The sequence below is a fragment of the Pararhizobium sp. O133 genome (genome assembly GCF_051669845.1).
Lineage (GTDB): Bacteria > Pseudomonadota > Alphaproteobacteria > Rhizobiales > Rhizobiaceae > Pararhizobium.
Genome location: NZ_CP196426.1, coordinates 4427740 through 4446921, shown reverse-complemented (window position 1 = coordinate 4446921; position 19182 = coordinate 4427740). Strand labels below are relative to the sequence as shown.

20 protein-coding genes are annotated in these 19182 nt (G+C 62.1%); 13 read left to right on the top strand and 7 right to left on the bottom strand.

The window, feature by feature from the left end; all coding sequences use genetic code 11:
• Positions 1-14 precede the first annotated feature (14 nt).
• Entirely contained in the window at positions 15-788 is a 774-nt protein-coding gene (locus tag ACST81_RS21590) for a LamB/YcsF family protein (RefSeq protein WP_438750476.1), read from the bottom strand.
• Between the two features lie 190 nt (positions 789-978).
• Between ACST81_RS21590 and ACST81_RS21585 the strand changes: the two genes are divergently transcribed.
• The 4 genes from ACST81_RS21585 (at position 979) to ACST81_RS21570 (ending at position 4510) form a co-directional block, all read left to right on the top strand.
• A protein-coding gene (locus tag ACST81_RS21585; RefSeq protein WP_438749571.1) for an IS5 family transposase occupies positions 979-1736 on the top strand; the annotation gives its coding sequence in 2 pieces (ribosomal slippage) (positions 979-1312 and positions 1312-1736; 759 coding nt in all).
• Positions 1737-1811: 75 nt separating this feature from the next.
• On the top strand, positions 1812-2477 hold the full coding sequence (gene pxpB, locus ACST81_RS21580) for a 5-oxoprolinase subunit PxpB (RefSeq protein ID WP_438750475.1): 666 nt from the start codon (positions 1812-1814) through the stop codon (positions 2475-2477).
• Positions 2474-3451, top strand: coding sequence for a biotin-dependent carboxyltransferase family protein (locus ACST81_RS21575; RefSeq protein WP_438750474.1), 978 nt, complete (start codon positions 2474-2476; stop codon positions 3449-3451). The genes pxpB and ACST81_RS21575 overlap by 4 nt, the downstream gene beginning before the upstream one ends.
• 24 nt (positions 3452-3475) lie before the next feature.
• Positions 3476-4510, top strand: a complete 1035-nt coding sequence (locus ACST81_RS21570) for a proline racemase family protein (RefSeq protein WP_438750472.1) — start codon at positions 3476-3478, stop codon at positions 4508-4510.
• Between the two features lie 292 nt (positions 4511-4802).
• Here the strand turns inward: ACST81_RS21570 and ACST81_RS21565 are convergent, their stop codons facing one another.
• The gene (locus ACST81_RS21565) at positions 4803-5693 is read right to left on the bottom strand and encodes a tetratricopeptide repeat protein (protein WP_438750470.1); all 891 of its coding nucleotides are present in this window, start codon (positions 5691-5693) and stop codon (positions 4803-4805) included.
• Between the two features lie 199 nt (positions 5694-5892).
• Here ACST81_RS21565 and ACST81_RS21560 point away from each other — a divergent pair, with 199 nt between their 5' ends.
• Positions 5893-6537, top strand: coding sequence for a FecR family protein (locus ACST81_RS21560; protein WP_438750469.1), 645 nt, complete (start codon positions 5893-5895; stop codon positions 6535-6537).
• Positions 6538-6653: 116 nt separating this feature from the next.
• Here the strand turns inward: ACST81_RS21560 and ACST81_RS21555 are convergent, their stop codons facing one another.
• The gene (locus tag ACST81_RS21555) at positions 6654-8465 is read right to left on the bottom strand and encodes a CHASE2 domain-containing protein (protein WP_438753757.1); all 1812 of its coding nucleotides are present in this window, start codon (positions 8463-8465) and stop codon (positions 6654-6656) included.
• A 48-nt stretch (positions 8466-8513) separates the two neighbouring features.
• Entirely contained in the window at positions 8514-9218 is a 705-nt protein-coding gene (locus tag ACST81_RS21550) for a Crp/Fnr family transcriptional regulator (RefSeq protein WP_438750468.1), read from the bottom strand.
• 266 nt (positions 9219-9484) lie between these two features.
• Here ACST81_RS21550 and ACST81_RS21545 point away from each other — a divergent pair, with 266 nt between their 5' ends.
• Positions 9485-9904 carry a DoxX family protein gene (locus tag ACST81_RS21545; RefSeq protein ID WP_438753755.1) on the top strand — a complete coding sequence of 140 codons (420 nt, stop codon included), beginning with the start codon at positions 9485-9487 and terminating at the stop codon, positions 9902-9904.
• A gap of 74 nt (positions 9905-9978) precedes the next feature.
• Here the strand turns inward: ACST81_RS21545 and ACST81_RS21540 are convergent, their stop codons facing one another.
• Both ACST81_RS21540 and ACST81_RS21535 read right to left on the bottom strand, forming a co-directional pair.
• Complete coding sequence (locus ACST81_RS21540) at positions 9979-10407, bottom strand: RbsD/FucU family protein (RefSeq protein WP_438750467.1); 429 nt, start codon at positions 10405-10407, stop codon at positions 9979-9981.
• Positions 10407-11639, bottom strand: coding sequence for an ROK family transcriptional regulator (locus ACST81_RS21535; protein ID WP_438750466.1), 1233 nt, complete (start codon positions 11637-11639; stop codon positions 10407-10409). Before ACST81_RS21535 ends, ACST81_RS21540 begins: the two co-directional genes overlap by 1 nt.
• Positions 11640-11944: 305 nt before the next feature.
• Between ACST81_RS21535 and ACST81_RS21530 the strand changes: the two genes are divergently transcribed.
• The 7 genes from ACST81_RS21530 (at position 11945) to ACST81_RS21500 (ending at position 18784) form a co-directional block, all read left to right on the top strand.
• Positions 11945-12970 carry a sugar ABC transporter substrate-binding protein gene (locus ACST81_RS21530; RefSeq protein WP_325465704.1) on the top strand — a complete coding sequence of 342 codons (1026 nt, stop codon included), beginning with the start codon at positions 11945-11947 and terminating at the stop codon, positions 12968-12970.
• A 116-nt stretch (positions 12971-13086) separates the two neighbouring features.
• Positions 13087-14145, top strand: coding sequence for an ABC transporter permease (locus ACST81_RS21525; protein ID WP_438750465.1), 1059 nt, complete (start codon positions 13087-13089; stop codon positions 14143-14145).
• Positions 14145-14933 (top strand): ATP-binding cassette domain-containing protein, encoded by a 789-nt coding sequence (locus tag ACST81_RS21520; RefSeq protein WP_438750463.1) that lies wholly within the window; start codon positions 14145-14147, stop codon positions 14931-14933. Before ACST81_RS21525 ends, ACST81_RS21520 begins: the two co-directional genes overlap by 1 nt.
• A gap of 2 nt (positions 14934-14935) precedes the next feature.
• Positions 14936-15565 (top strand): nucleoside triphosphate hydrolase, encoded by a 630-nt coding sequence (locus tag ACST81_RS21515; protein WP_438753753.1) that lies wholly within the window; start codon positions 14936-14938, stop codon positions 15563-15565.
• Between the two features lie 304 nt (positions 15566-15869).
• A complete protein-coding gene (gene pyrC / locus ACST81_RS21510) occupies positions 15870-16922 on the top strand; it encodes a dihydroorotase (protein ID WP_438750462.1) in 1053 nt (350 codons plus the stop codon).
• A 162-nt stretch (positions 16923-17084) separates the two neighbouring features.
• The gene (locus ACST81_RS21505; RefSeq protein WP_438750460.1) at positions 17085-17783 is read left to right on the top strand and encodes an orotate phosphoribosyltransferase; all 699 of its coding nucleotides are present in this window, start codon (positions 17085-17087) and stop codon (positions 17781-17783) included.
• A 74-nt stretch (positions 17784-17857) separates the two neighbouring features.
• Positions 17858-18784, top strand: a complete 927-nt coding sequence (locus ACST81_RS21500; protein WP_438750459.1) for a carbohydrate kinase family protein — start codon at positions 17858-17860, stop codon at positions 18782-18784.
• Between the two features lie 78 nt (positions 18785-18862).
• Here the strand turns inward: ACST81_RS21500 and ACST81_RS21495 are convergent, their stop codons facing one another.
• On the bottom strand, positions 18863-19105 hold the full coding sequence (locus ACST81_RS21495; RefSeq protein ID WP_438750458.1) for a DUF6894 family protein: 243 nt from the start codon (positions 19103-19105) through the stop codon (positions 18863-18865).
• Positions 19106-19182 lie beyond the last annotated feature (77 nt).

Sequence of the window (19182 nt, the reverse complement as noted above, 5' to 3'; positions counted from 1 at the left end):
GCTTTCTTCCGGCATCAGGACAGGAAGTTCTTGACCGCGATGCCATCGGCTTCGAGGCCTTGGCGAACGGTTGCGGCGATGGTAACGGCGGCGGGCGTGTCGCTGTGAACGCAGATGGAATCGATCGGTGTGGCAATGCTCTTGCCGGTCACGGTTTCGATTGCGCCGGCGCGCACCATGCGGATGACGCGGGCGGCCGCTTCAGTAGGGTCATGGATCACCGAACCGGCGATCTTGCGATCGACGAGATAGCCTTCCTCGGTATAGGCGCGGTCGGCGAAGATTTCCGAAGCCGTTTTCAGGCCCATCTTGTTCGCCTGTCGCTGCTGGTGGCCAAGCGCGATGACGAGGCAGGTGAGCGAGGAATCGACCGCCTTGATGGCACGGTTGACGGCCATCGCCACCTCGGCATTCTGCTGGGTGAGATTGCCGAGCGCGCCATGTGCCTTCACATGCGTGATCGGGTGGCCGGCATAGGCCGACATCGCCTGCGCCGCGCCGACCTGATAGGCGACGAGGCGTTCGATCTCGCCGGGGGTAAAGGGAATATTGCGGCGGCCGAAGCCCCAGAGATCGGGAAATCCGGGATGGGCGCCGACGGCGACGCCGCGCTCCTTCGCCAGGGCAAAGGTTGTCGCCATGATCTCAGGATCGCCGCCATGGAAGCCGCAGGCGATATTGGCGGAGGTGACGATCTTCAGGATCGCATCGTCATCGCCCATCCGGTAGGCGCCGAAACCTTCGGCCATGTCGGAATTGAGGTCGACGCTCAAGGGTTTGGTGTTCAAGGGATTTTCCACTATCTGATGATTTGCCGCGATCCTAGCCGATATGCCGGGTGCAGGGAACAATGCCGTGCACGTTCCAGACACAGAATCCGTGGTTCGGGTGGGACGGCGACTAGGCTCAGACCCTATTGATTAAGCCTCTTCCCAATTTGGCTGGGTTTTGATTCACTCACGGCAGGAGGATTTTGCCATGAGTGATTTGTTTTTGCTGACGCCATCACAGTTTGGCCGGATCAGGCCCTATTTTCCGCTGGCTCACGGCATCCCGCGCGTTGACGACCGCCGGGTGGTGAGCGGTATTATTTACGTTTTAAAATATGGACTTCAGTGGAAAGATGCGCCGAAAGAATATGGTCCGCACAAGACGCTCTACAATCGCTTCATTCGCTGGAGCGAGTTGGGCGTCTTCAACCGGATCTTCGAAGCGCTTGCGGGCAAAGCCGGTCAGCCTGACAGGCTGATGATCGATGCCACCCATTTGAAAGCTCACCGAACCGCAGCCAGTCTGCAAAAAAAGGGGCTCTTTCCCGCTGTATCGGACGAACAAAAGGCGGCCTGAATTCCAAGCTGCATGCCGTCACCGATGGGCTGGGACGACCTTTGCTGTTCTTCCTCACCGCAGGCAATGCCAGCGACTATCAGGGTGCACGACACCTTCTCGATCGTCTGCCAAACGCCAGGGAACTGCTGGCAGATCGTGGCTACGATGCCGATTGGTTTCGCAACGGACTGAAAGACAAAGGAATTTCACCCTGCATTCCCCCGCGCAAGAAACGCAGGAACCCAGCCGACTACGACAAAATCCTCTACAGGCAACGCCATCGCATCGAGAACATGTTCGGCAGGATCAAGGATTGGAGGCGCATCGCGACCAGATACGACCGATGTGCCCACACATTCTTCTCAGCAATCCTCATCGCAGCAACCTGCTGCTATTGGCTCGATTAATGAGTCCTGAGCCTAGGCAAAGCGGGAAAGCTGATATATCACGATGACGTCAAATTCTCCCAATGGAAATTGCAGTTGATCGAGATTGTTTTTCCCAGATTAAGCATGGAAGGCGCCGGCGCGATCCTTCTCGATGCGGCCGGCACGGTGTTTTCCGTTGAAGTACAGGCGCGGATCTGGGCGGTGGCCGCCGCCATGACAGCGCTGGACGGCGTCGCCGAGACGGTTCCCGGCATGAACAATCTGATGATCGTGTTCGATCCGCTGGCGCTGGCGCCGGTGAAGGCGGAAAAGCAGTTGCTCGACGCATGGCGCACGGTGGTGCCGGGCGCCGTTGCCGGCCGGGACATCGATATTCCCGTCGTCTATGGCGGCGAGACGGGCGAGGATCTGGTTTCGCTGGCAAATCACGCAGGCCTGAGCGTCGAAGAGGTCGTGCGCCGTCATTCCGAAGCTGTCTATTCCGTCGCCGCTGTCGGGGCGATGCCGGGTTTCGTCTATCTGTCGGGGCTCGATCCCAGACTTGCCATGCCGCGCCGGGCGGTGCCGCGCATGAAGGTCGAGACCGGCTCGGTGATCATCGGCGGCGCGCAGGCCGGCATCATGCCATGCACGGCGCCCTCCGGCTGGCACATCATCGGCCGGACGGAGGTTCCCCTGTTTGATCCGCTGCGCGATCCGCCGGCGGCCTGCCGTCCGGGCGACCGCATCCGTTTTCGCGTCGTCGAGGTGAAGGCATGATCGAAATCCTGTCCACCGGCGCGGTCAATTCCGTACAGGATCTCGGCCGCACCGGCTATCTCGCTGCAGGCGTCGGTCGATCCGGCGCGATGGATGCGCCGGCACTCGAAATCGCCAATCTGCTCGTCGGCAACGACCGGGATGCGGCCGGCATCGAGATCGCCCTGTTTCCGTTTCGCCTTCGCTTCGAGCGCGACACGATTTTCGCGCTTGCCGGTGCCGATTGTCCGGCGAGAATTGGCGATCGCGAAGTGCCGGGCTGGTGGGTGACGAATGCCATGGCCGGCGAGGTTCTGACGATCGGCCTGCCACGCTCCGGCGCCCGCGCGATCCTCGCCTTCCAGGGCGGCATCGATGTTTCACTTGTCCTCGGCTCTCGCTCGACGGACCTGAAGAGTGCCTTCGGCGGGCTGGAAGGGCGTGGCCTTAATCGCGGCGACCGGCTGCTGCTGGTCGATGTGCCGTGCAAGCCGCTGAGGATCGCGGCGGGTTTCGGCGCCGATCCCTCGCAACTGCGCGGACCCGTTCCCGGCAAGGACGAACCGGTCGTACTGCGCGTCCTGCCGAGCGCCGAGCATGATGCCTTCACCGATGAGGCCATCGCCCGTTTTTTCGGCTCCGACTGGTCGATCACCAATGACGCCAATCGCATGGGATATCGCCTCAGCGGCCCGGATCTGCAACTGACGCGCAAGCTGGAACTATTCTCGCATGGCATCATGCCCGGCACGGTTCAGGTGCCGCCGAACGGCCAGCCGATCATCCAGCTTGCCGAGGCCAATACCTGCGGTGGCTATCCGAAGATCGCCAATGTCATCGAGGCCGATCTGTGGAAGCTGGCGCAGGCACCGGTTGGTGCGTGGCTGCGTTTTGAAATGACCGATCGCGACAAGGCTGTCGCCGCGCTGGCGAAGGAGCGGGCCTTCATGACCGATCTTGCCGCCGCCGCGAGCCTGATACGCGGGTGGATGTGATCTTGGAAAATCCGGAGTGAAACGATGAGATGGAAACGCACGATCCAGTTGCTGGACGTTCATTGCGAAGGCGAAATCGGCAAGGTCGCGATCGGCGGTGTGCCGAAGATCCCGGGCAATTCGATCGCCGAACAGCTGAATCACATCAACACGGTGGATGATAGCCTGCGCCGGTTCCTCTGCCTCGAGCCGCGCGCCGCCTCGATCGGTTCGGTCAATTTGCTGTTGCCGGCCAAGCGCCCCGAGGCGGATTTCGGCTTCATCATCCTGCAGGCGGACCAGGCGCATGCGAGTTCGGGCTCCAACTCGATCTGCGTCACCACGGCACTCCTGGAATCCGGCATGGTCGAGATGAAGGAGCCGGAAACGGTCGTCATGCTCGATACCGCCGCCGGTCTCGTCAAGGCGACGGCGACCTGCCGCGACGGGCGCTGCGAGCGCGTCAAGCTCACCATGGTGCCGTCCTTCGTGCATGAACTGGATGTCGAGGTCGATACGCCCGAATGGGGCCGGATCAGGATGGATATCTGCTATGGCGGCATCTTCTATGCGCTGGTCGATGTCGCGCAGATCGGCACCACGATCGACAAGGCCAATGCCCGCGAGATCGTCGAGGCCGGCATGAAGCTGAAGGATCTGGTCAACCGCACGATCCCGGTCGTTCATCCGGAAATCCCCGAGATCAAGGGCGTCGCCTATGTGATGTTCCGCGATACGGAAGCCGACGGCACGGTGCGCACCTGCACGACGATGTGGCCGGGCCGCGTCGATCGCTCGCCCTGCGGCACGGGCAGCTCGGCCAATCTCGCGACGCTGCATGCACGCGGGCTGGCCAAGGTCGGCGACATCTTCAAGTCCCGCTCGATCATCGGCTCTGAGTTCGAGGTCGGCCTTGAAAGCGTCACCGAAGTCGCCGGTCGCCCGGCCATCATCCCGACCATTTCCGGCCGCGGTTGGACCTTCGGCCTGCACCAGGTGTCGCTCGATCCGACCGATCCGCTGGCGGAGGGGTTTGCGATCACGGATACGTGGGGGCCGCAGGCGGGCGAGATTCGGTGAAGGTTTTTGGTTGAGGTCGCGTCGGTTAGTTCGAACCGCGGCGTTCACCCCCCCTTTGTGGGGCAGGGCTATCGCATATGGAAAAAGACCCCCTTTGGCCTGTCGGCCATCTCCCCCACAAGGGGGGAGAAATCCTGCCGCAGCCTCTTGTTCAATGACGGAGGAGGCGGCAGTTTAAGCCCCTCCCCCTTGTGGGGAGGGGTTGGGGAGGGGACTTTTCCATATGCGATTGCCCTGCTTTGTGGGGGGATGCCTCGACAATCCGCGAAGGAAGAGAGTTACTCGAAAGCCCTCACTTCAGCCGGCTCGTCTTCGCCAAAACCACGCTGGCCTGTTCGCTCGTCTCGATGCTGGCCGTCGTCGCGGTATCGACCGGCTGCGGTGCGATCTTGTCTTGCGCGAAGGCGTCGCCCTTCTTGGCAGCCATCGCGAACATCGCCAGAGCAGCCTCCGGGTCGGCATCCATGCCTTCGCCGTTTTCCAGCATCAGGCCGAGATTGACCATGGCATCGACATTGCCGCGATCGGCGGCGAGCTTGTAGAACTGCGCGGCCTTGTGGTCGTCTTCCGGAACCAGCGTGCCCTCATCGAGGAGAACGGCCAGATTGAAAGCACCGAGGCCGTCCCTGGCGGCGGATGCGCGGGCGAACCATTGGGCGGCGAGCGTGCCGTTGACCTCGGTGCCGACGCCGTCGCGATAGGCGACGCCGAGATTGTAGGCGGCGAGGATGTTGCCGGTCGCGGCGGCCTTCTGGTAGAGCGCGAATTCCTTCGCGTGGTCGCCGCGTTCGCCGATCATGACGGCATAGTTCACCATCGCGACCGCATGGTTGCCTTGGACCGCCTCTTCGAGCATCGCCATGGATTGCGCCCGCTGGCCGGCGGCATCGAGCACGCGGGCGAGTTGAAAGGTCTGGCGGGGACCGCTTCCCTGATTGTAGGCCTCGCGGCAAGCCGAAAGAGCGATGCCGATGCGCAGATCCTCGGTCGCAACGGGCCGAAAGGACAGGTTGCGTTGCAGATCGTGTTCGCTGCCGGCCTCCGCATCACACTGTTCGGCGGGAAGCAGCGGCGAGGCGGCATGAGCGGAGGGGATGGCGATCGCCGCGATCGACAGCAGGCTCATGGCGGCGAGCAGGATCGCATTGACGGCCGAAATGCGCTTGCTGGTTCCGTTTTTCATGGCGTTCTCCTTTGTGTTTGTGCCAACCTATGGAGAGAGCCGATCGGCGGCTGTTCCGTGGGAAACAGCATCCGAGGGAGCCGAGGCGGATAACGGGAACATGCCGGTCAAAGCGGCATTCCGGATGGGCACTGCTTGAGCGGGCCGCGATTTCGGGAATGTTTCGGGAAGCCGGGTTGTCGATAAAAGGAGCAAGGACATGACGCGAGAGTTCAATCTGCAGCGGCAAGGTCTGATCGGACGCCGGACCTTCATGGCCGGTTGCGCGCTGGCCGCCGGAGGCTTCGCCGCCATTCCGTCTCGGGCCAGCACGGTCATCGGCAAGGCCTCCGACATACGGGGCGAGGTCGACCTGAAACGGGCCGAGAAGAAGGAAGGCCTGTCCGCCGGCGGCGACATCATGAACAATGACTATGTCGTGACAGGCAGCGAAAGTTTCGCCGACCTGGCCCTGGAAGGCGACACCCGGATTCTTCTGGGCAGCAAGACGGAACTGCTGCTCGACAGCTTCATCGCCAGCCAGGGCGGCACGATGGAACTGGGCATGGGGCAGATGGTGTTCGACCGGCCGGAGGGCCTGCCGAAGATCGATCTGGCGCTACGCACCACGTTCGGCATGATCGGCGTGCGTGGCACGAAATTCTTCGCCGGCCCCAATCGCGGCGTCTTCGCTGTTTTCGTCGAACACGGCCAGGTGTCAGTCCAGGGCGGTGGCGTCCAGCGGCTGGTCGGCGCCGGTGAAGGCATCGAGATCGCCAAGCCCGGCGATGCGCCGACGGAGACGGTGAAGTGGAAAGAGGCCCGGATCGTCGAGGCCTATGCCAGCGTCGGCCTGAAACGCTGATTGGGATAGTTTGCCATTCGGCTCAGGTCGAGTCGAAAATGGTGATTTTCCGTGAGCACCGGAAGCGCGGAGAAGCGCCATTTGCAGGCCGGCTTGGGCCGAATGGCGGTTGATCCTCAGGCTTCGGTGGTAAACAGTTCCATCTCGCCGAAGCCACGGATTTCGTGCATGCCGACCGAGCGCAGCTCGCGACCGCTCTGCACCGAGGCTTCCGGCCCGACGCAGATGGCGGTGCCGAGAAACTTGTTGGCCTCCTGAAGCCGCGCTGCCAGATTGATGGCGTCGCCATGGGCGGTGTAATCCAGCTTGCCTCCGGCACCGACTTCACCCAGCACGGCGATGCCGGTCTCGATGCCGATGCGGGTGCGGCCGAAGCCGTGTTCGACGAAGCCGGGCCGCCGGCGCATTTCCTCTGTCAGAACCCTTATCGCTTCGGCGCAATCGATCGCCTTGTTGACATGGTCTTCCAGATCCTCCGGAGCGTTGAAGAAGGCGTGGACGGCGTCGCCCACCACCTTGTCGACCATGCCGCCATGGCTGGCAACGAGGCCGTTGACCTCGGCATAGTAGATGTCGAGCAAGGTCACGAGGTCGCGCGGCGTCAGTTTTTGCGACAGCGTCGAGAAACCCTCGATATCGGTGAACAGCGCCGTGACCGGCCGCTCCTCGCCGGCGACACGGTCGTCGTCGGGATTGTCGATGTAGCGGGCGACGACGGATTGCGGCAGATATTGCGAGAATTTGCTGCGCGCCGTCGATTCCGCCCGCCGGACACGGGCAAATTGTAGCGTGCTGGTGACGATCAGCACGAAGACCAGCGCGGCTCCGATGCTGACGGCATCGAGCAGGAGGGCGGAGGACGCGTAGATCGCTGCCGCCGCACCGACCGTCGCCGAAACCGCGAGCAGGCCGAGGATGGCCGAGGTCACCGGTCGCAGTCGGGTTGCGACGAGCGCCACCAGAAGTCCGCCGATGAGCGTCAGTGCCGCTTCGAACATCGGAAGTCGTGCATCGCGACGGGGGATGAACCCGGTCAGGACCGCGTTGGCGACGTCGGCATGGATCTGCACGGACGGTTCCAGCGGCATCGAGGCCGTCGGGCGCAATCCGCCGAGATTGGGCATGCTGCTACCGATGAAGACGGTCTTGCCCTTGAGGCGTGCGTCCGGCGCTTCGCCGCTCAGGACGTCGCCGGCCGAGACGGTGCGTTCGTCAAGTGCCGTGATGGGGCTGGCGGCAAACCGCATGCTGCCGTCCTCGTCGAGCTCTATCAGGCGGGTTTCCAGTTTCAGCCATGCTGGCTGTCCGCCGAGGATAGGTGTGCGCCCGCCGGCGGCGAAACGCGCGGCCTCAATCCCGAGCGTCGGATAGGCGTCATTGCCGATGATTGTATAGGCCTGGACACGACGGATGCGGGCATCTTCGTCGCCGACGAGGAAAGCGGCTGCGGCCGAGCGCGATGCGTCCTGCAGGAAGCGGCAGGATGCCTCCGCGCCGTCGATGAACCAGAGGTCGGGAATATCGACCGGCTTGCGGACGGCGACCGGCGGCACCGGCGAGGGATGTTCGACGCCGCCCTCGGCGATCAGGAAGCCGAGAATGACGGGGACGCTGGAAATGCCCTGGGTCAGGGCCGCGTTGGATTTCTCGGACGGGTCGCAGGCCGTGCTGAAAATGAAATCGATCGCGACGGCCCTGGCACCGGCTTTCGACACTCTTGTCAGCAGTTCGGCCGTTTCAGCCCGGCTCCAGGTCTTGTCGGCGGTCTGCTGGACGGCCTTGCGGTCGATGTCGATGACGACGATCTCATTCGATTGCGGCGCCGGCACCCATTGGGTCAGCGTATCGAAAAACTGCTCGCGCTGCGTCTCCAGAGCGTCGCCTGCGTAGAGGAACAGCAACAGCGCGCTCAGAACGCTCACCGCCATTCCGGCAAACAGCGGTCTGATCCGGCTCAGGCGAAAGCTTTTCAAGGCTTATTCCTCTTCCGGTTCCGCAATTTTCTGCAGCCGGCCGATATGGCAGGTGATGACGCCGTCGACGCGCTTGATCGCCGAGCTTTCTTCCAGCGCCAGGATGGCGCGGTTCACCTTCGGGCGACTGGCGCCGAGAATGCCGGCAATGTCGGACTGGCTCAGCGTCAGGCGCAGGTTGGCGCTCTCCGGCAGGTCGTTGCCGTGGATCTGCTTGAGGGTCGCGAGGAAAAAGCGGGCAACACGGGCATGCAGGTCGTAGAGCGCGATCGTTTCCAGCCGGTCCGTCGTGTCGCGCAATTGCGAGCAGAGATAGCGGATAATGGATTCGGCGGCGTTCGGCGTGTGGGTGATGAAGTCGAGAAAGGCCTTCTTGCCGATGACATAGCCTTCCGTCGCGGTGATCGCGGTGGCGTCGGCCGAGCGCGGCTGGTTGTCGAGGATCGCCATTTCGCCAAACAGCGCGCCGGCCTCGATGTGGCGCAACAGCAGTTCGCGTCCCTGCGGCGTGATCAGCGACAGCTTGATGCGGCCGGACAGGACGGCAATCATGTAGGTGCCCTCGTCGCCACGCTGAAAGATGACGGCTCCGGCAGTCCATTTTCGGTAGGTGGCTAGTGCGGCGATCGCCGAGACGGTTTCCTTGTCGAATTCCTCGAAGATCGGAAAGGAACGCCAGAAGGCCGGACTCTTGTTGATTTCACTCATACTGCCACCCCGTCCGCATGTTAACTCTGCCGCGCTGAAATTCTTCTCGCAGTCTTTCCGGTGTTGCAACAAAAAACACCGTCGAGCGACGGTTAGCACACGATATTGACTGTGATTGACTGTGATTGACTGGGAGTGCCGCCCTCCGCATTTCCGCTATCGTCGTAAAGCACGTTGCATTGACGATCTGGTCCGGCTGTTTTGTTATTGTGAACAATCTGTTTCGTGCCGGCAGGCTGGCTGAATTTGGATTTGCTGATAAATCTATCGTCAACAACGAACCCAAACCGGAGTTATCTTCCATGCAGCAGAACGCAGTTGCCCTTGTCGGGCGTATCCTCCTCTCCATCATCTTCATCACCGCCGGCTGGAGCAAGCTGACCGCGCTCGGCGGCACGGCCGGCTATTTCGGCAGCATGGGCCTGCCGGTTCCGATGGTCGCGGCAATCATCGCCACCGCTGTCGAACTGCTGGGTGGCATCGCCATCCTCGTCGGCTTCTTCACCCGCCCGGCCGCTTACATCCTGGCTCTCTTCTGCATTGCCACCGCGTTCATCGCTCATGCTGATTTCGCCGACCAGAACCAGTCGATCCACTTCATGAAGAACCTCAGCATGGCTGGCGGCTTCCTCGTCCTTGCCGCTTTCGGCCCAGGCTCGCTGTCGCTCGACGCGCGCCGCTCTTGATCAAGATTGAATTGACAAAAAGGGCCCGTCGGCAACCGCCGGCGGGCCTTTTTCGTGTGCGGACGTTTCGCTGGTCAGGGATAGATGACGCCCTTGCGCAGGATGACATTGCCGTAGAGCCTCGGCTCGCTGGTCTGAACGACGGTATGGGCAGCCCGGACCCGCGGGTAGAAATCCGGTCCCAACAAAGGCGCGACAGCGTGATCGGGCTCATGCCGGGCACAGCAGGCGATGATATCGTGATGCACCGGATCCAGCGCGTCGCGATCCTGCTTGACCGTGGCGCGAAAAATCGCTTCCGGCACGAAATCGTCGATCGGCATGACGCTGAGAATGGCGTCGAGAACCGGGATGAGGTGATGGCCGTCCATGCGGATCAACCGGCGGCCGTGCTCGAGGCCCGGATAATTGCCGTCGACCAGCGCGATCTCGTCGCCATGACCCATGGCGCGCAGTGTTGCAAGGAGCTCCGGGCTCAGGAGCGGGTTCAGGCCTTTCAGCATCAGGCTGTCTCCTTGAAGAGAACGTTGGTGTCGATGAGATAGCGGGAAAACAGCGGCAGGCTTGCCCCGCCGATGGCGCGCGCCTGGGCGCCGACCGCGCCCTCGACGATATCGGGCAGGATGACGCCTTCGAGATCGAGTTCGCCGGCCGCCTTTCGGATGGCCGCCACGATACGCTCACGGACCCAGCCGGGAAAGCCGCCATCGATCACCGCCGCGCCGAAATCGATGATGGAGGCGGACGAAACAATCGCCTGGGCTAGGGCCGCGGCCGTCAGCTGGATCCAGGCCTCCAGGGGTTCGCCGAAATCGATCCATTCATCGGCCGAATACCACAGTGGCTTGGGGTCGATGCCCGTGTCGCGCAGCAGGTTTTCGAGAACGTAGATCGAGGCGATCTTCAAAAGCTGCTGCGGTTTGCCGTTCCTGTCCGACACTTGCAGCGGACCGACGGCGCCCGCCGTCCCGGTGCGGCCGGAAAACAGCGAGGAATTGAGCACGATGCCGCCGCCGATGAAGGATCCGATGTAGAAATAGATGAAATCCGGATAGCTGGAGCCGACGCCGAAGATCAGTTCGGCGCCGCAGGCGCTGGTTGCATCGTTCTGCAGGAGGACCGGATGACGCGTTCGCGCCGCCAACTCCTCGCGCAGGTCGAAACCGCGCCAGGCGTCCATCTTTTCCGTCGGCGCGCCGGTTTCCCCGGCCCAGCTCCACAGCTGGAATGGCGTCGCGATGCCGACGCCGGCAATGCGGCTTCTCTGCTCCTCTGTGAGCATCTTTTCAAGCTTCGGAATACCTTCGGTGATGAAAGCGAGGATCTCGTCCGGCATCGGATAGGCATGAATCCGGTGCAGTTGCAGGCGGATATTGCCGACAAAATCCATCAGCACCAGATCGCAACTGCGCCGCCCGATCTTGACGCCGTAGGAATAGACCGCATCCGGATTGAGCCGCATCGGGATCGACGGCTGGCCGACCTTGCCGCGCACGGGGTCGCCGCGCATCAGCAGGTCGTCCTTTTCCAGCGCACGCATGATGACGGTGACGGTCTGGGCAGACAGGCCGGAACGGCGGGCGATATCGGCCTTTGACAGGCTGCCGTGGCGGCGCACAAGCGACATCACCAACCGTTCGTTGTAGGCGCGCACCCGCGTCAGGTTCGCGCCGCCGCCCGGATCGATAACGTCCGGCACGGTCGATGCGCTTCCGGCATCGGATGGTGATGTCATTCCCCGGTTCCTCCACCGGTGCGATCCGCTGCCCGGATTGAAGTTCCGGGTCGTTTGGCGGGTCGCGCCTTCATTGCCATTTTCTTATGCGTGCACTGCACCAATAGACGGCGCATGCACATTCTCCTCGCAGAGAATGCCACATCGCAATAATAATTCAATTTGATTTATTTATTGACAGGTCCGATTTTTGGTGTTTGTTTTATGCCCGGAAGCGCCAACCGCGACGGAGGAAAGGTTGCGGCGGGCGAGGCCTGACCGGGCTGGAAAAACCGGCTCCATTGTTCAATCCTTGGGAGGATTTCATGAAGAAGACTATTGTTTCCGCCGCTCTCGGCGCGCTGGCGCTTGGCGTCGTATTCGCTGCTCCGGCACAGGCTCAGGGCGTATCCGCCTGCCTGATCACCAAGACCGATACCAACCCCTTCTTCGTCAAGATGAAGGAAGGTGCTGAAGCCAAGGCCAAGGAACTCGGCGTCGAGCTGAAGTCTTATGCCGGCAAGGTCGATGGCGACCACGACAGCCAGGTTGCCGCCGTCGAGTCCTGCATTGCCGATGGCGCCAAGGGTATCCTGATCGCCGCTTCCGACACCAAGGCGATCGTCGATCAGGTCAAGAAGGCTCAGGACGCCGGCCTGCTGGTCATCGCGCTCGACACCCCGCTCGATCCCGCAACGGCTGCCGACGCAACGTTTGCCACCGACAACCTGCAGGCCGGAAAGCTGATCGGCGCCTGGGCCGCCGCAACACTCGGCGACAAGGCCAAGGATGCGAAGATCGGCTTCCTCGACCTCGTTCCTTCGCAGCCGACCGTCGACGTCCTGCGCGACCAGGGCTTCATGATGGGCTTCGGCATCGACCCGAAGGACCCGAACAAGATCGGCGACGAGGACGATCCGCGTATCGTCGGCCATGACGTGACCAACGGCAACGAAGAGGGTGGCCGTACCGCCATGGAAAACCTTCTCCAGAAGGACCCGGACATTAACGTCATTCACACGATCAACGAACCGGCCGCTGTCGGCGCTTATGAGGCGCTGAAGGCTGTCGGCAAGGAAAAGGACGTGCTGATCGTGTCCGTCGACGGCGGTTGCCCGGGTGTGAAGTCGGTCGCCGAAGGCGTCATCGGCGCGACCTCGCAGCAGTATCCGCTGCTGATGGCATCGCTCGGCATCGAGGCGATCGCCCAGTTCGCCAAGGACGGCACCAAGCCGAAGCCGACCGAAGGCAAGGACTTCTTCGATACCGGCGTGGCGCTGGTCACCGACAAGCCGGCAGCCGGCGTCGAGTCGATCGACGTGAAGACCGGCACGGACAAGTGCTGGGGTTGATGCCCCAAACCTTTCGGTTCACTATCTCACGCGAAGGGCGGTCTCGGCCGCCCTTTTTCAAACCGGCATAACCGGCACCATAGGCCGGGACGGTTTCCGACCCTTGGGAGGGATACATGGCCAGCATCCAGGAATTCGAGAAGGTTCTCGACAAGAGCGACACGTCCGTCGCCAGCTTCGAGAACCAGTCGATGCTCCATCGCATTCAGCATTTTCTACATTCCAAACCGGCCGCGACGCCGGCTATCGTTCTCATCCTCTCGATCATCGTTTTCGGTGTGCTGAAGGGCGAACGCTTTTTCACCGCAGGCACGCTGACGCTGATCCTGCAGCAGATCGCCGTCGTCGGCATCCTCGGCGCCGGCCAGACGCTTGTCATCCTGATCGCCGGTATTGATCTGTCGATCGGTGTGATCATGGTTCTGTCGGCCGTTGTCATGGGCAATTGCGCTGTAACATACGGCATGCCGGCCTTAATCGCGGTTCCGCTGGGCATGTTGACCGGCGCGGTCTGCGGCCTGCTCAATGGTTTTCTCGTCGCCAAGATCAAGCTTCCGCCGTTCATCGTGACGCTCGGTACATGGTACATCATCATGGCCACGAATTTCATCTATTCGGCCAACGAGACGATCCGGCGCGCCGATATAGAGACCTCGGCGCCGCTGCTCGGACTGTTCGGAACAAGCTTCAAGATCGGATCGGCCGTGTTCACGCTCGGCGTCATCGTCATGGTCGTTCTTGTTCTGGCACTCTGGTATGCGCTCAATCACACGGCCTGGGGGCGTCACCTCTATGCGGTGGGCGACGATCCGGAAGCCGCCAAGCTCTCGGGTATCCGCGTCGATCGCGTGATGCTTGGAACCTACACCCTTGCCGGGCTGATCGCGGCACTTGCCGCCTGGGTCTCGATCGGCCGAAACGGTTCGATCTCCCCCTCATGGGCCGTCACCGACTACAATCTCCAGGCCATCACGGCGGCCGTGATCGGCGGCATCTCGCTCTTTGGCGGACGCGGATCGATCCTCGGCACGCTGATCGGCGCCATGATCGTCGGTGTGGTGTCCATGGGGCTCAACATGATGGGTGCCGACCCGCAGTGGAAAGTCGGCCTCACCGGCGTCCTTATCATCTCGGCGGTCGCGATCGACCAGTGGATCAGAAAGGTAGCAGGCTGATGGAACCGCTCCTCACCGCACCCCTCTTGACTGCAAGGGGCATCGTCAAGCGTTACGGTCGTGTCACCGCGCTCGATAACTCCGACTTCGACCTCTATCCCGGCGAAATCCTTGCCGTGATCGGCGACAACGGGGCTGGCAAGTCCTCTTTGATCAAGGCGATCTCCGGCGCCATCCGGCCCGACGAGGGCGAAATCCGCCTCGAAGGCAATGTCGTGCACTTCTCCAATCCGATGGAGGCGCGTGCGGCCGGCATCGAGACGGTGTATCAGAACCTGGCGCTTTCGCCGGCGCTTTCGATCGCCGACAACATGTTTCTCGGCCGCGAAATCCGCCGCTCGGGACCGCTCGGCTCGATCTTCCGCATGCTCGACCGGCCGAAGATGGAAAAGATCGCTCGCGACAAGCTCTCCGAGCTCGGCCTGATGACGATCCAGAACATCAACCAGGCGGTGGAAACCCTGTCGGGTGGCCAGCGTCAGGGCGTTGCCGTGGCGCGCGCCGCCGCCTTCGGCTCCAAGGTCATCATTCTCGACGAGCCGACGGCAGCGCTCGGGGTGAAGGAGAGCCGCAAGGTTCTCGAGCTCATCCTCGACGTGCGCTCGCGTGGCCTGCCGATCGTGCTGATCAGCCACAACATGCCGCACGTCTTCGAGGTTGCCGATCGCATCCATATCCACCGGCTCGGCAAGCGCCTCTGCGTCATCAATCCGAAGGATTACACGATGTCGGATGCGGTTGCCTTCATGACCGGTGCAAAGGTGCCGACAGAGGCCGTCGCGGCATGAGCATGACGCTTGCCGCGATTGCGGACCGGATCGTCGGAGAGGCGGGGCAATCGTCCCGCTTCATCGTCGCCATTGCCGGCCCGCCCGGGGCCGGCAAATCCACCCTTGCCGATGCGCTTCAGGAAGAGCTGACCCGGCGCGGTGAAAAGTCCGCCGTCCTGCCGATGGACGGCTTTCACATGGACAACGGCATCCTGGAAGAGCGCGGCCTGTTGAAGCGCAAGGGCGCGCCGGAAACCTTCGATGTCCGGGCCTTCTTCGATATCATCTCGGCGGTGCGCCGGGCGGACGAGGAGGTGCTGGTTCCCGTCTTCGATCGTTCACGCGAGATCGCCATCGCGTCTGCCCGCTTGGTTTCGCCCGAAACCCGTATCATCCTGGCAGAAGGTAATTACCTATTGCTCGACGAGGCTCCCTGGTCGCGGCTCGACGGCATGTTCGACCTGTCGATCTTCGTCGGCCCGCCCTACGCGGTGCTGGAAGAGCGGTTGCGCCAGCGCTGGATCCGTTACGGGTTGGATGCGGCCGGGATCGAATGGAAGCTCTATGGCAACGACCTGCCGAACGGCAAGCGCATCATCGACAATTCGCGGCCAGCGGATATCGCGATCGAGATTTTCGAAACGGATTGATCGCGGCGATCCCTGTTGTTTCCGGTGAGCGAATGATGCTATCGGAGGGCCGAACACGGCTGAGCACGCCTATTTCTTCCGTCATTCCTGTGCCTGTCACAGGAATCCAGCCACCGCGCGTCTGCGCGGTGAGACGAGTCTTTTGACCCGACGGACGTCGGGTCGCTGGATCCCCGCCACAGGGGCGAGGATGACGGAGAGTGGAGGGGGATCGAGCAAACCTGAGACGCTATTTCTGTTTCAGCTTCATCGATATGCCGGAGCTTGTGTTTCCGAAAGTCCATGCTTGCCTGGAGATATCCGCATGAGCCCACAGCCGGTCACCGAGCTGACGATACGCCGCCCTGACGACTGGCACCTGCATCTGCGCGATGGCGACATGCTGAAGGGTGTGATCGGCGATACAAGCCGGCATTTTGCCCGCGCCATTATCATGCCCAATCTCGTGCCGCCCGTCGTCACGACGGCCGATGCGACGGCCTATCGCGATCGGATCATGGCGGCGCTGCCGAAGGGTGACCGGTTCGAGCCGCTGATGACGCTTTATCTCACCGAAGGTACGAACCCGGATGATGTCGAGGCCGGCCACAAGAGCGGCCTGATCAAGGCGGTCAAGCTCTATCCGGCCGGCGCCACCACCAATTCGCATGGCGGCGTGCGCAATTTCGAAAATGCCATGCCGGTGCTGGAGCGCATGGCCAGGATCGGCCTGCCGCTCTGCGTCCACGGCGAAGTGACGACGCCGGACGTCGATATCTTCGACCGCGAGGCGGTGTTCATCGAAACCGTGCTCGATCCGTTGCGCGCCCGCCTGCCGGAACTGAAGGTGACGATGGAGCATGTGACCACCAAGGACGGCATCGACTATATCAAGGCGTCGAAAGCCAATCTTGCCGGCTCGATCACCACCCATCACCTGATCATCAACCGCAATACCATCCTCGTCGGAGGCATCCGCCCGCATTATTACTGCCTGCCTGTCGCCAAGCGCGAGCTGCATCGTCTCGCGTTGCGCGCCGCCGCAATATCCGGCGACGGGCGGTTCTTCCTCGGTACCGACAGTGCCCCGCATGTGGATCCCTTGAAGGAATGCGCCTGCGGCTGCGCCGGCATCTATACGTCGATCAACACGATGAGCTGCCTTGCCCATGTGTTCGAGCAGGAAGGCGTCCTCGACAAGCTGGAAGCCTTCGCTTCGCTGAACGGCCCGGCTTGGTACGGCCTGCCGGTCAACGAGGAGACGATGACGCTCCGCAAACAGGACGAGCCCGTAAAATTCCCGGACAAGATCGAGACCGGCGCTGGAACCGTAACCGTCTTCGACCCGATGTTCCCGCTGCATTGGGCGGTGATCTGAGGGCCTTTGCGGCAACGACGAAATTGGGTTGAATCAAAGCCTGTTGATCGACGTCGAAGAGGGCCGTTCTGCCGCCGCTGCAGCGTCCGTCCCTCTGGTGTTCGACACCCTGACCTGCTATGCGGCGAAGGACAAAATTCCCGACAGCGCAGGAGCCCGCCGATGATCCAGACATCCTTTCCAGACAAGGCCGTCATGGCTGAACTTGTCGCCAAGATGCTCTGGGAAATCAAGGCGGTGCATTTTAGCGCCGACAAGCCCTACAAGTTGGCGTCCGGCATGGCGAGCCCGGTCTATATCGATTGCCGCAAGCTGATCTCCTATCCGCGCATCCGCTCGACGGTGATGGATTTTGCCGCCGCCACCGTGCTGCGCGAGGCCGGTTTCGAACAGTTCGACGTGATTGCCGGTGGCGAGACGGCGGGCATCCCTTTTGCCGCGATGCTGGCCGAGCGTCTGTCGCTGCCGATGATCTATGTGCGCAAGGCGCCGAAGGGTCATGGCCGCAATGCGCAGATCGAGGGTCATATGGCGGAAGGCGCGCGCGTGCTGGTCATCGAGGACCTGACGACGGCCGGCGGCTCCATGTTCAAGTTCATCGATGCGATCCGTGCCGCCGGCGGCGTGGTCGATCATGGCATCGCGCTGTTCTATTACGATATCTTCCCGCAGGCGCGGGCTGAGATGAAGGACAAGGGCGTGACCCTGCTCAACATCGCCACCTGGCGCAACGTTCTAGCCGTCGCGCGTGAGCAGCAACTGTTCGACGAAAACACCCTGTCGGAGGTCGAATCTTTCCTCAATGCGCCGCTCGAATGGTCTGGCCGCAATGGCGGTGTGAGTGCCCTGGCGACGGGTTGAAAACGGCGCTGGAAATTGCCGGTAACTTAGATTAAATCGATTGAAATAAGGTCATTGAAGGGGAGGACGTCGTCTTGATCATCTGCTGTGGGGAAGCCCTGATCGACATGTTGCCGCGCCAGACGACGGCGGGCGAAACGGCGTTCGCACCCTATTCCGGCGGCGCGATCTTCAACACCGCGATCGCGCTCGGCCGGCTCGGCATCCCCACCGGCTTCTTCACCGGCCTGTCCGACGACATGTTCGGTGACATGCTGCGCGAGACCCTGAAATCCAGCAATGTCGATTTCGCCCCTTGCGCGACCCTGTCGCTGCACACCACGGTCGCCTTCGTCAAGCTGGTCAACGGCTCCGCCACCTATGCCTTCTTCGACGAGAACACGGCCGGCCGGATGATCACCAAGAACGACCTGCCGGCACTTGGCGATGTCTGTGAGGCGCTGCATTTCGGCGCCATCAGCCTGATCCCCGAACCGTGCGGCTCGACTTACGAAGCGCTGATGACGCGCGAGCATGAAAAGCGGGTGATCTCCTTCGACCCCAATATTCGCCCCGGTTTCATCAAGGACGCCGAAGCCCACAAGGCCCGCATGCTGCGCATGGCGGCAATGTCCGACATCGTCAAATTCTCCGACGAGGACCTCGACTGGTTCGGCGAGGAGGGCACGCATGAGGAACTGGTAGCCAAGTGGCTGCAGCGCGGTCCAAAGCTCGTCGTCATCACGAAGGGCGCGGACGGTGCAGACGGTTATACTACGCGCGGCAAAATCTCGGTCGGCGGCGAGAAGGTCACCGTCGTCGATACGGTCGGCGCCGGCGATACATTCGATGCCGGCATTCTCGCATCGCTGAAGATGAACAACCTCTTGACCAAGGCGCAGGTGGCGACGCTGAGCGAAGAGGCCGTTCGCGACGCTCTCACCCTTGGAGCCAGGGCGGCGGCCGTCACCGTCTCACGGGCAGGTGCGAACCCGCCATGGAGCTATGAGATCGGGTTGTAAGCCGCCGGATACGGATGTCTCAAGTCACTTGAACTGAACGCCTTGTGGCGCGCATCCTCGCCGGAGAGGCGGTTTTGACTACCGTCCCATCAGTGCCCGCTGTTCGAGGCCGCGGCCGGCTGAGGCGGTGAGAACGGCGAGGAGGGAACCTTCGAAGGTCCGGATATGGACGGCGAGCGAGCGGTAATCGGCGTCGCGGCCGATCCGGTCGGCGATTTGCTGGCCGTAATAGACGGCAGAGCCGACGTCGAAATGATCGACGCCCTCATCGTCGACGACCTGTTCGCCGCCGAAGTGCAAATCAAAGAAATAATGCTCCACCGTGCTGCCCCGATCCCCGCGTCGCCGGAATTTTTTCCGGCTTGAAGACGTGAGGGAAGAGATAGCGCATTATGTTC

What these genes read in the sequence shown, in the direction of transcription:
- ACST81_RS21525 (WP_438750465.1), top strand. Translation starts at nt 13,087, where the DNA reads ATGGCCAGCATCCAGGAATTCGAGAAGGTTCTCGACAAGAGCGACACG.
- ACST81_RS21515 (WP_438753753.1), top strand. Translation starts at nt 14,936, where the DNA reads ATGACGCTTGCCGCGATTGCGGACCGGATCGTCGGAGAGGCGGGGCAA.
- ACST81_RS21565 (WP_438750470.1), bottom strand. Translation starts at nt 5,693, where the DNA reads ATGAAAAACGGAACCAGCAAGCGCATTTCGGCCGTCAATGCGATCCTG.
- pyrC (WP_438750462.1), top strand. Translation starts at nt 15,870, where the DNA reads ATGAGCCCACAGCCGGTCACCGAGCTGACGATACGCCGCCCTGACGAC.
- ACST81_RS21535 (WP_438750466.1), bottom strand. Translation starts at nt 11,639, where the DNA reads ATGACATCACCATCCGATGCCGGAAGCGCATCGACCGTGCCGGACGTT.
- ACST81_RS21550 (WP_438750468.1), bottom strand. Translation starts at nt 9,218, where the DNA reads ATGAGTGAAATCAACAAGAGTCCGGCCTTCTGGCGTTCCTTTCCGATC.
- ACST81_RS21560 (WP_438750469.1), top strand. Translation starts at nt 5,893, where the DNA reads ATGACGCGAGAGTTCAATCTGCAGCGGCAAGGTCTGATCGGACGCCGG.
- ACST81_RS21570 (WP_438750472.1), top strand. Translation starts at nt 3,476, where the DNA reads ATGAGATGGAAACGCACGATCCAGTTGCTGGACGTTCATTGCGAAGGC.
- ACST81_RS21530 (WP_325465704.1), top strand. Translation starts at nt 11,945, where the DNA reads ATGAAGAAGACTATTGTTTCCGCCGCTCTCGGCGCGCTGGCGCTTGGC.
- ACST81_RS21540 (WP_438750467.1), bottom strand. Translation starts at nt 10,407, where the DNA reads ATGCTGAAAGGCCTGAACCCGCTCCTGAGCCCGGAGCTCCTTGCAACA.
- ACST81_RS21505 (WP_438750460.1), top strand. Translation starts at nt 17,085, where the DNA reads ATGATCCAGACATCCTTTCCAGACAAGGCCGTCATGGCTGAACTTGTC.
- ACST81_RS21555 (WP_438753757.1), bottom strand. Translation starts at nt 8,465, where the DNA reads ATGGCGGTGAGCGTTCTGAGCGCGCTGTTGCTGTTCCTCTACGCAGGC.
- ACST81_RS21520 (WP_438750463.1), top strand. Translation starts at nt 14,145, where the DNA reads ATGGAACCGCTCCTCACCGCACCCCTCTTGACTGCAAGGGGCATCGTC.
- ACST81_RS21575 (WP_438750474.1), top strand. Translation starts at nt 2,474, where the DNA reads ATGATCGAAATCCTGTCCACCGGCGCGGTCAATTCCGTACAGGATCTC.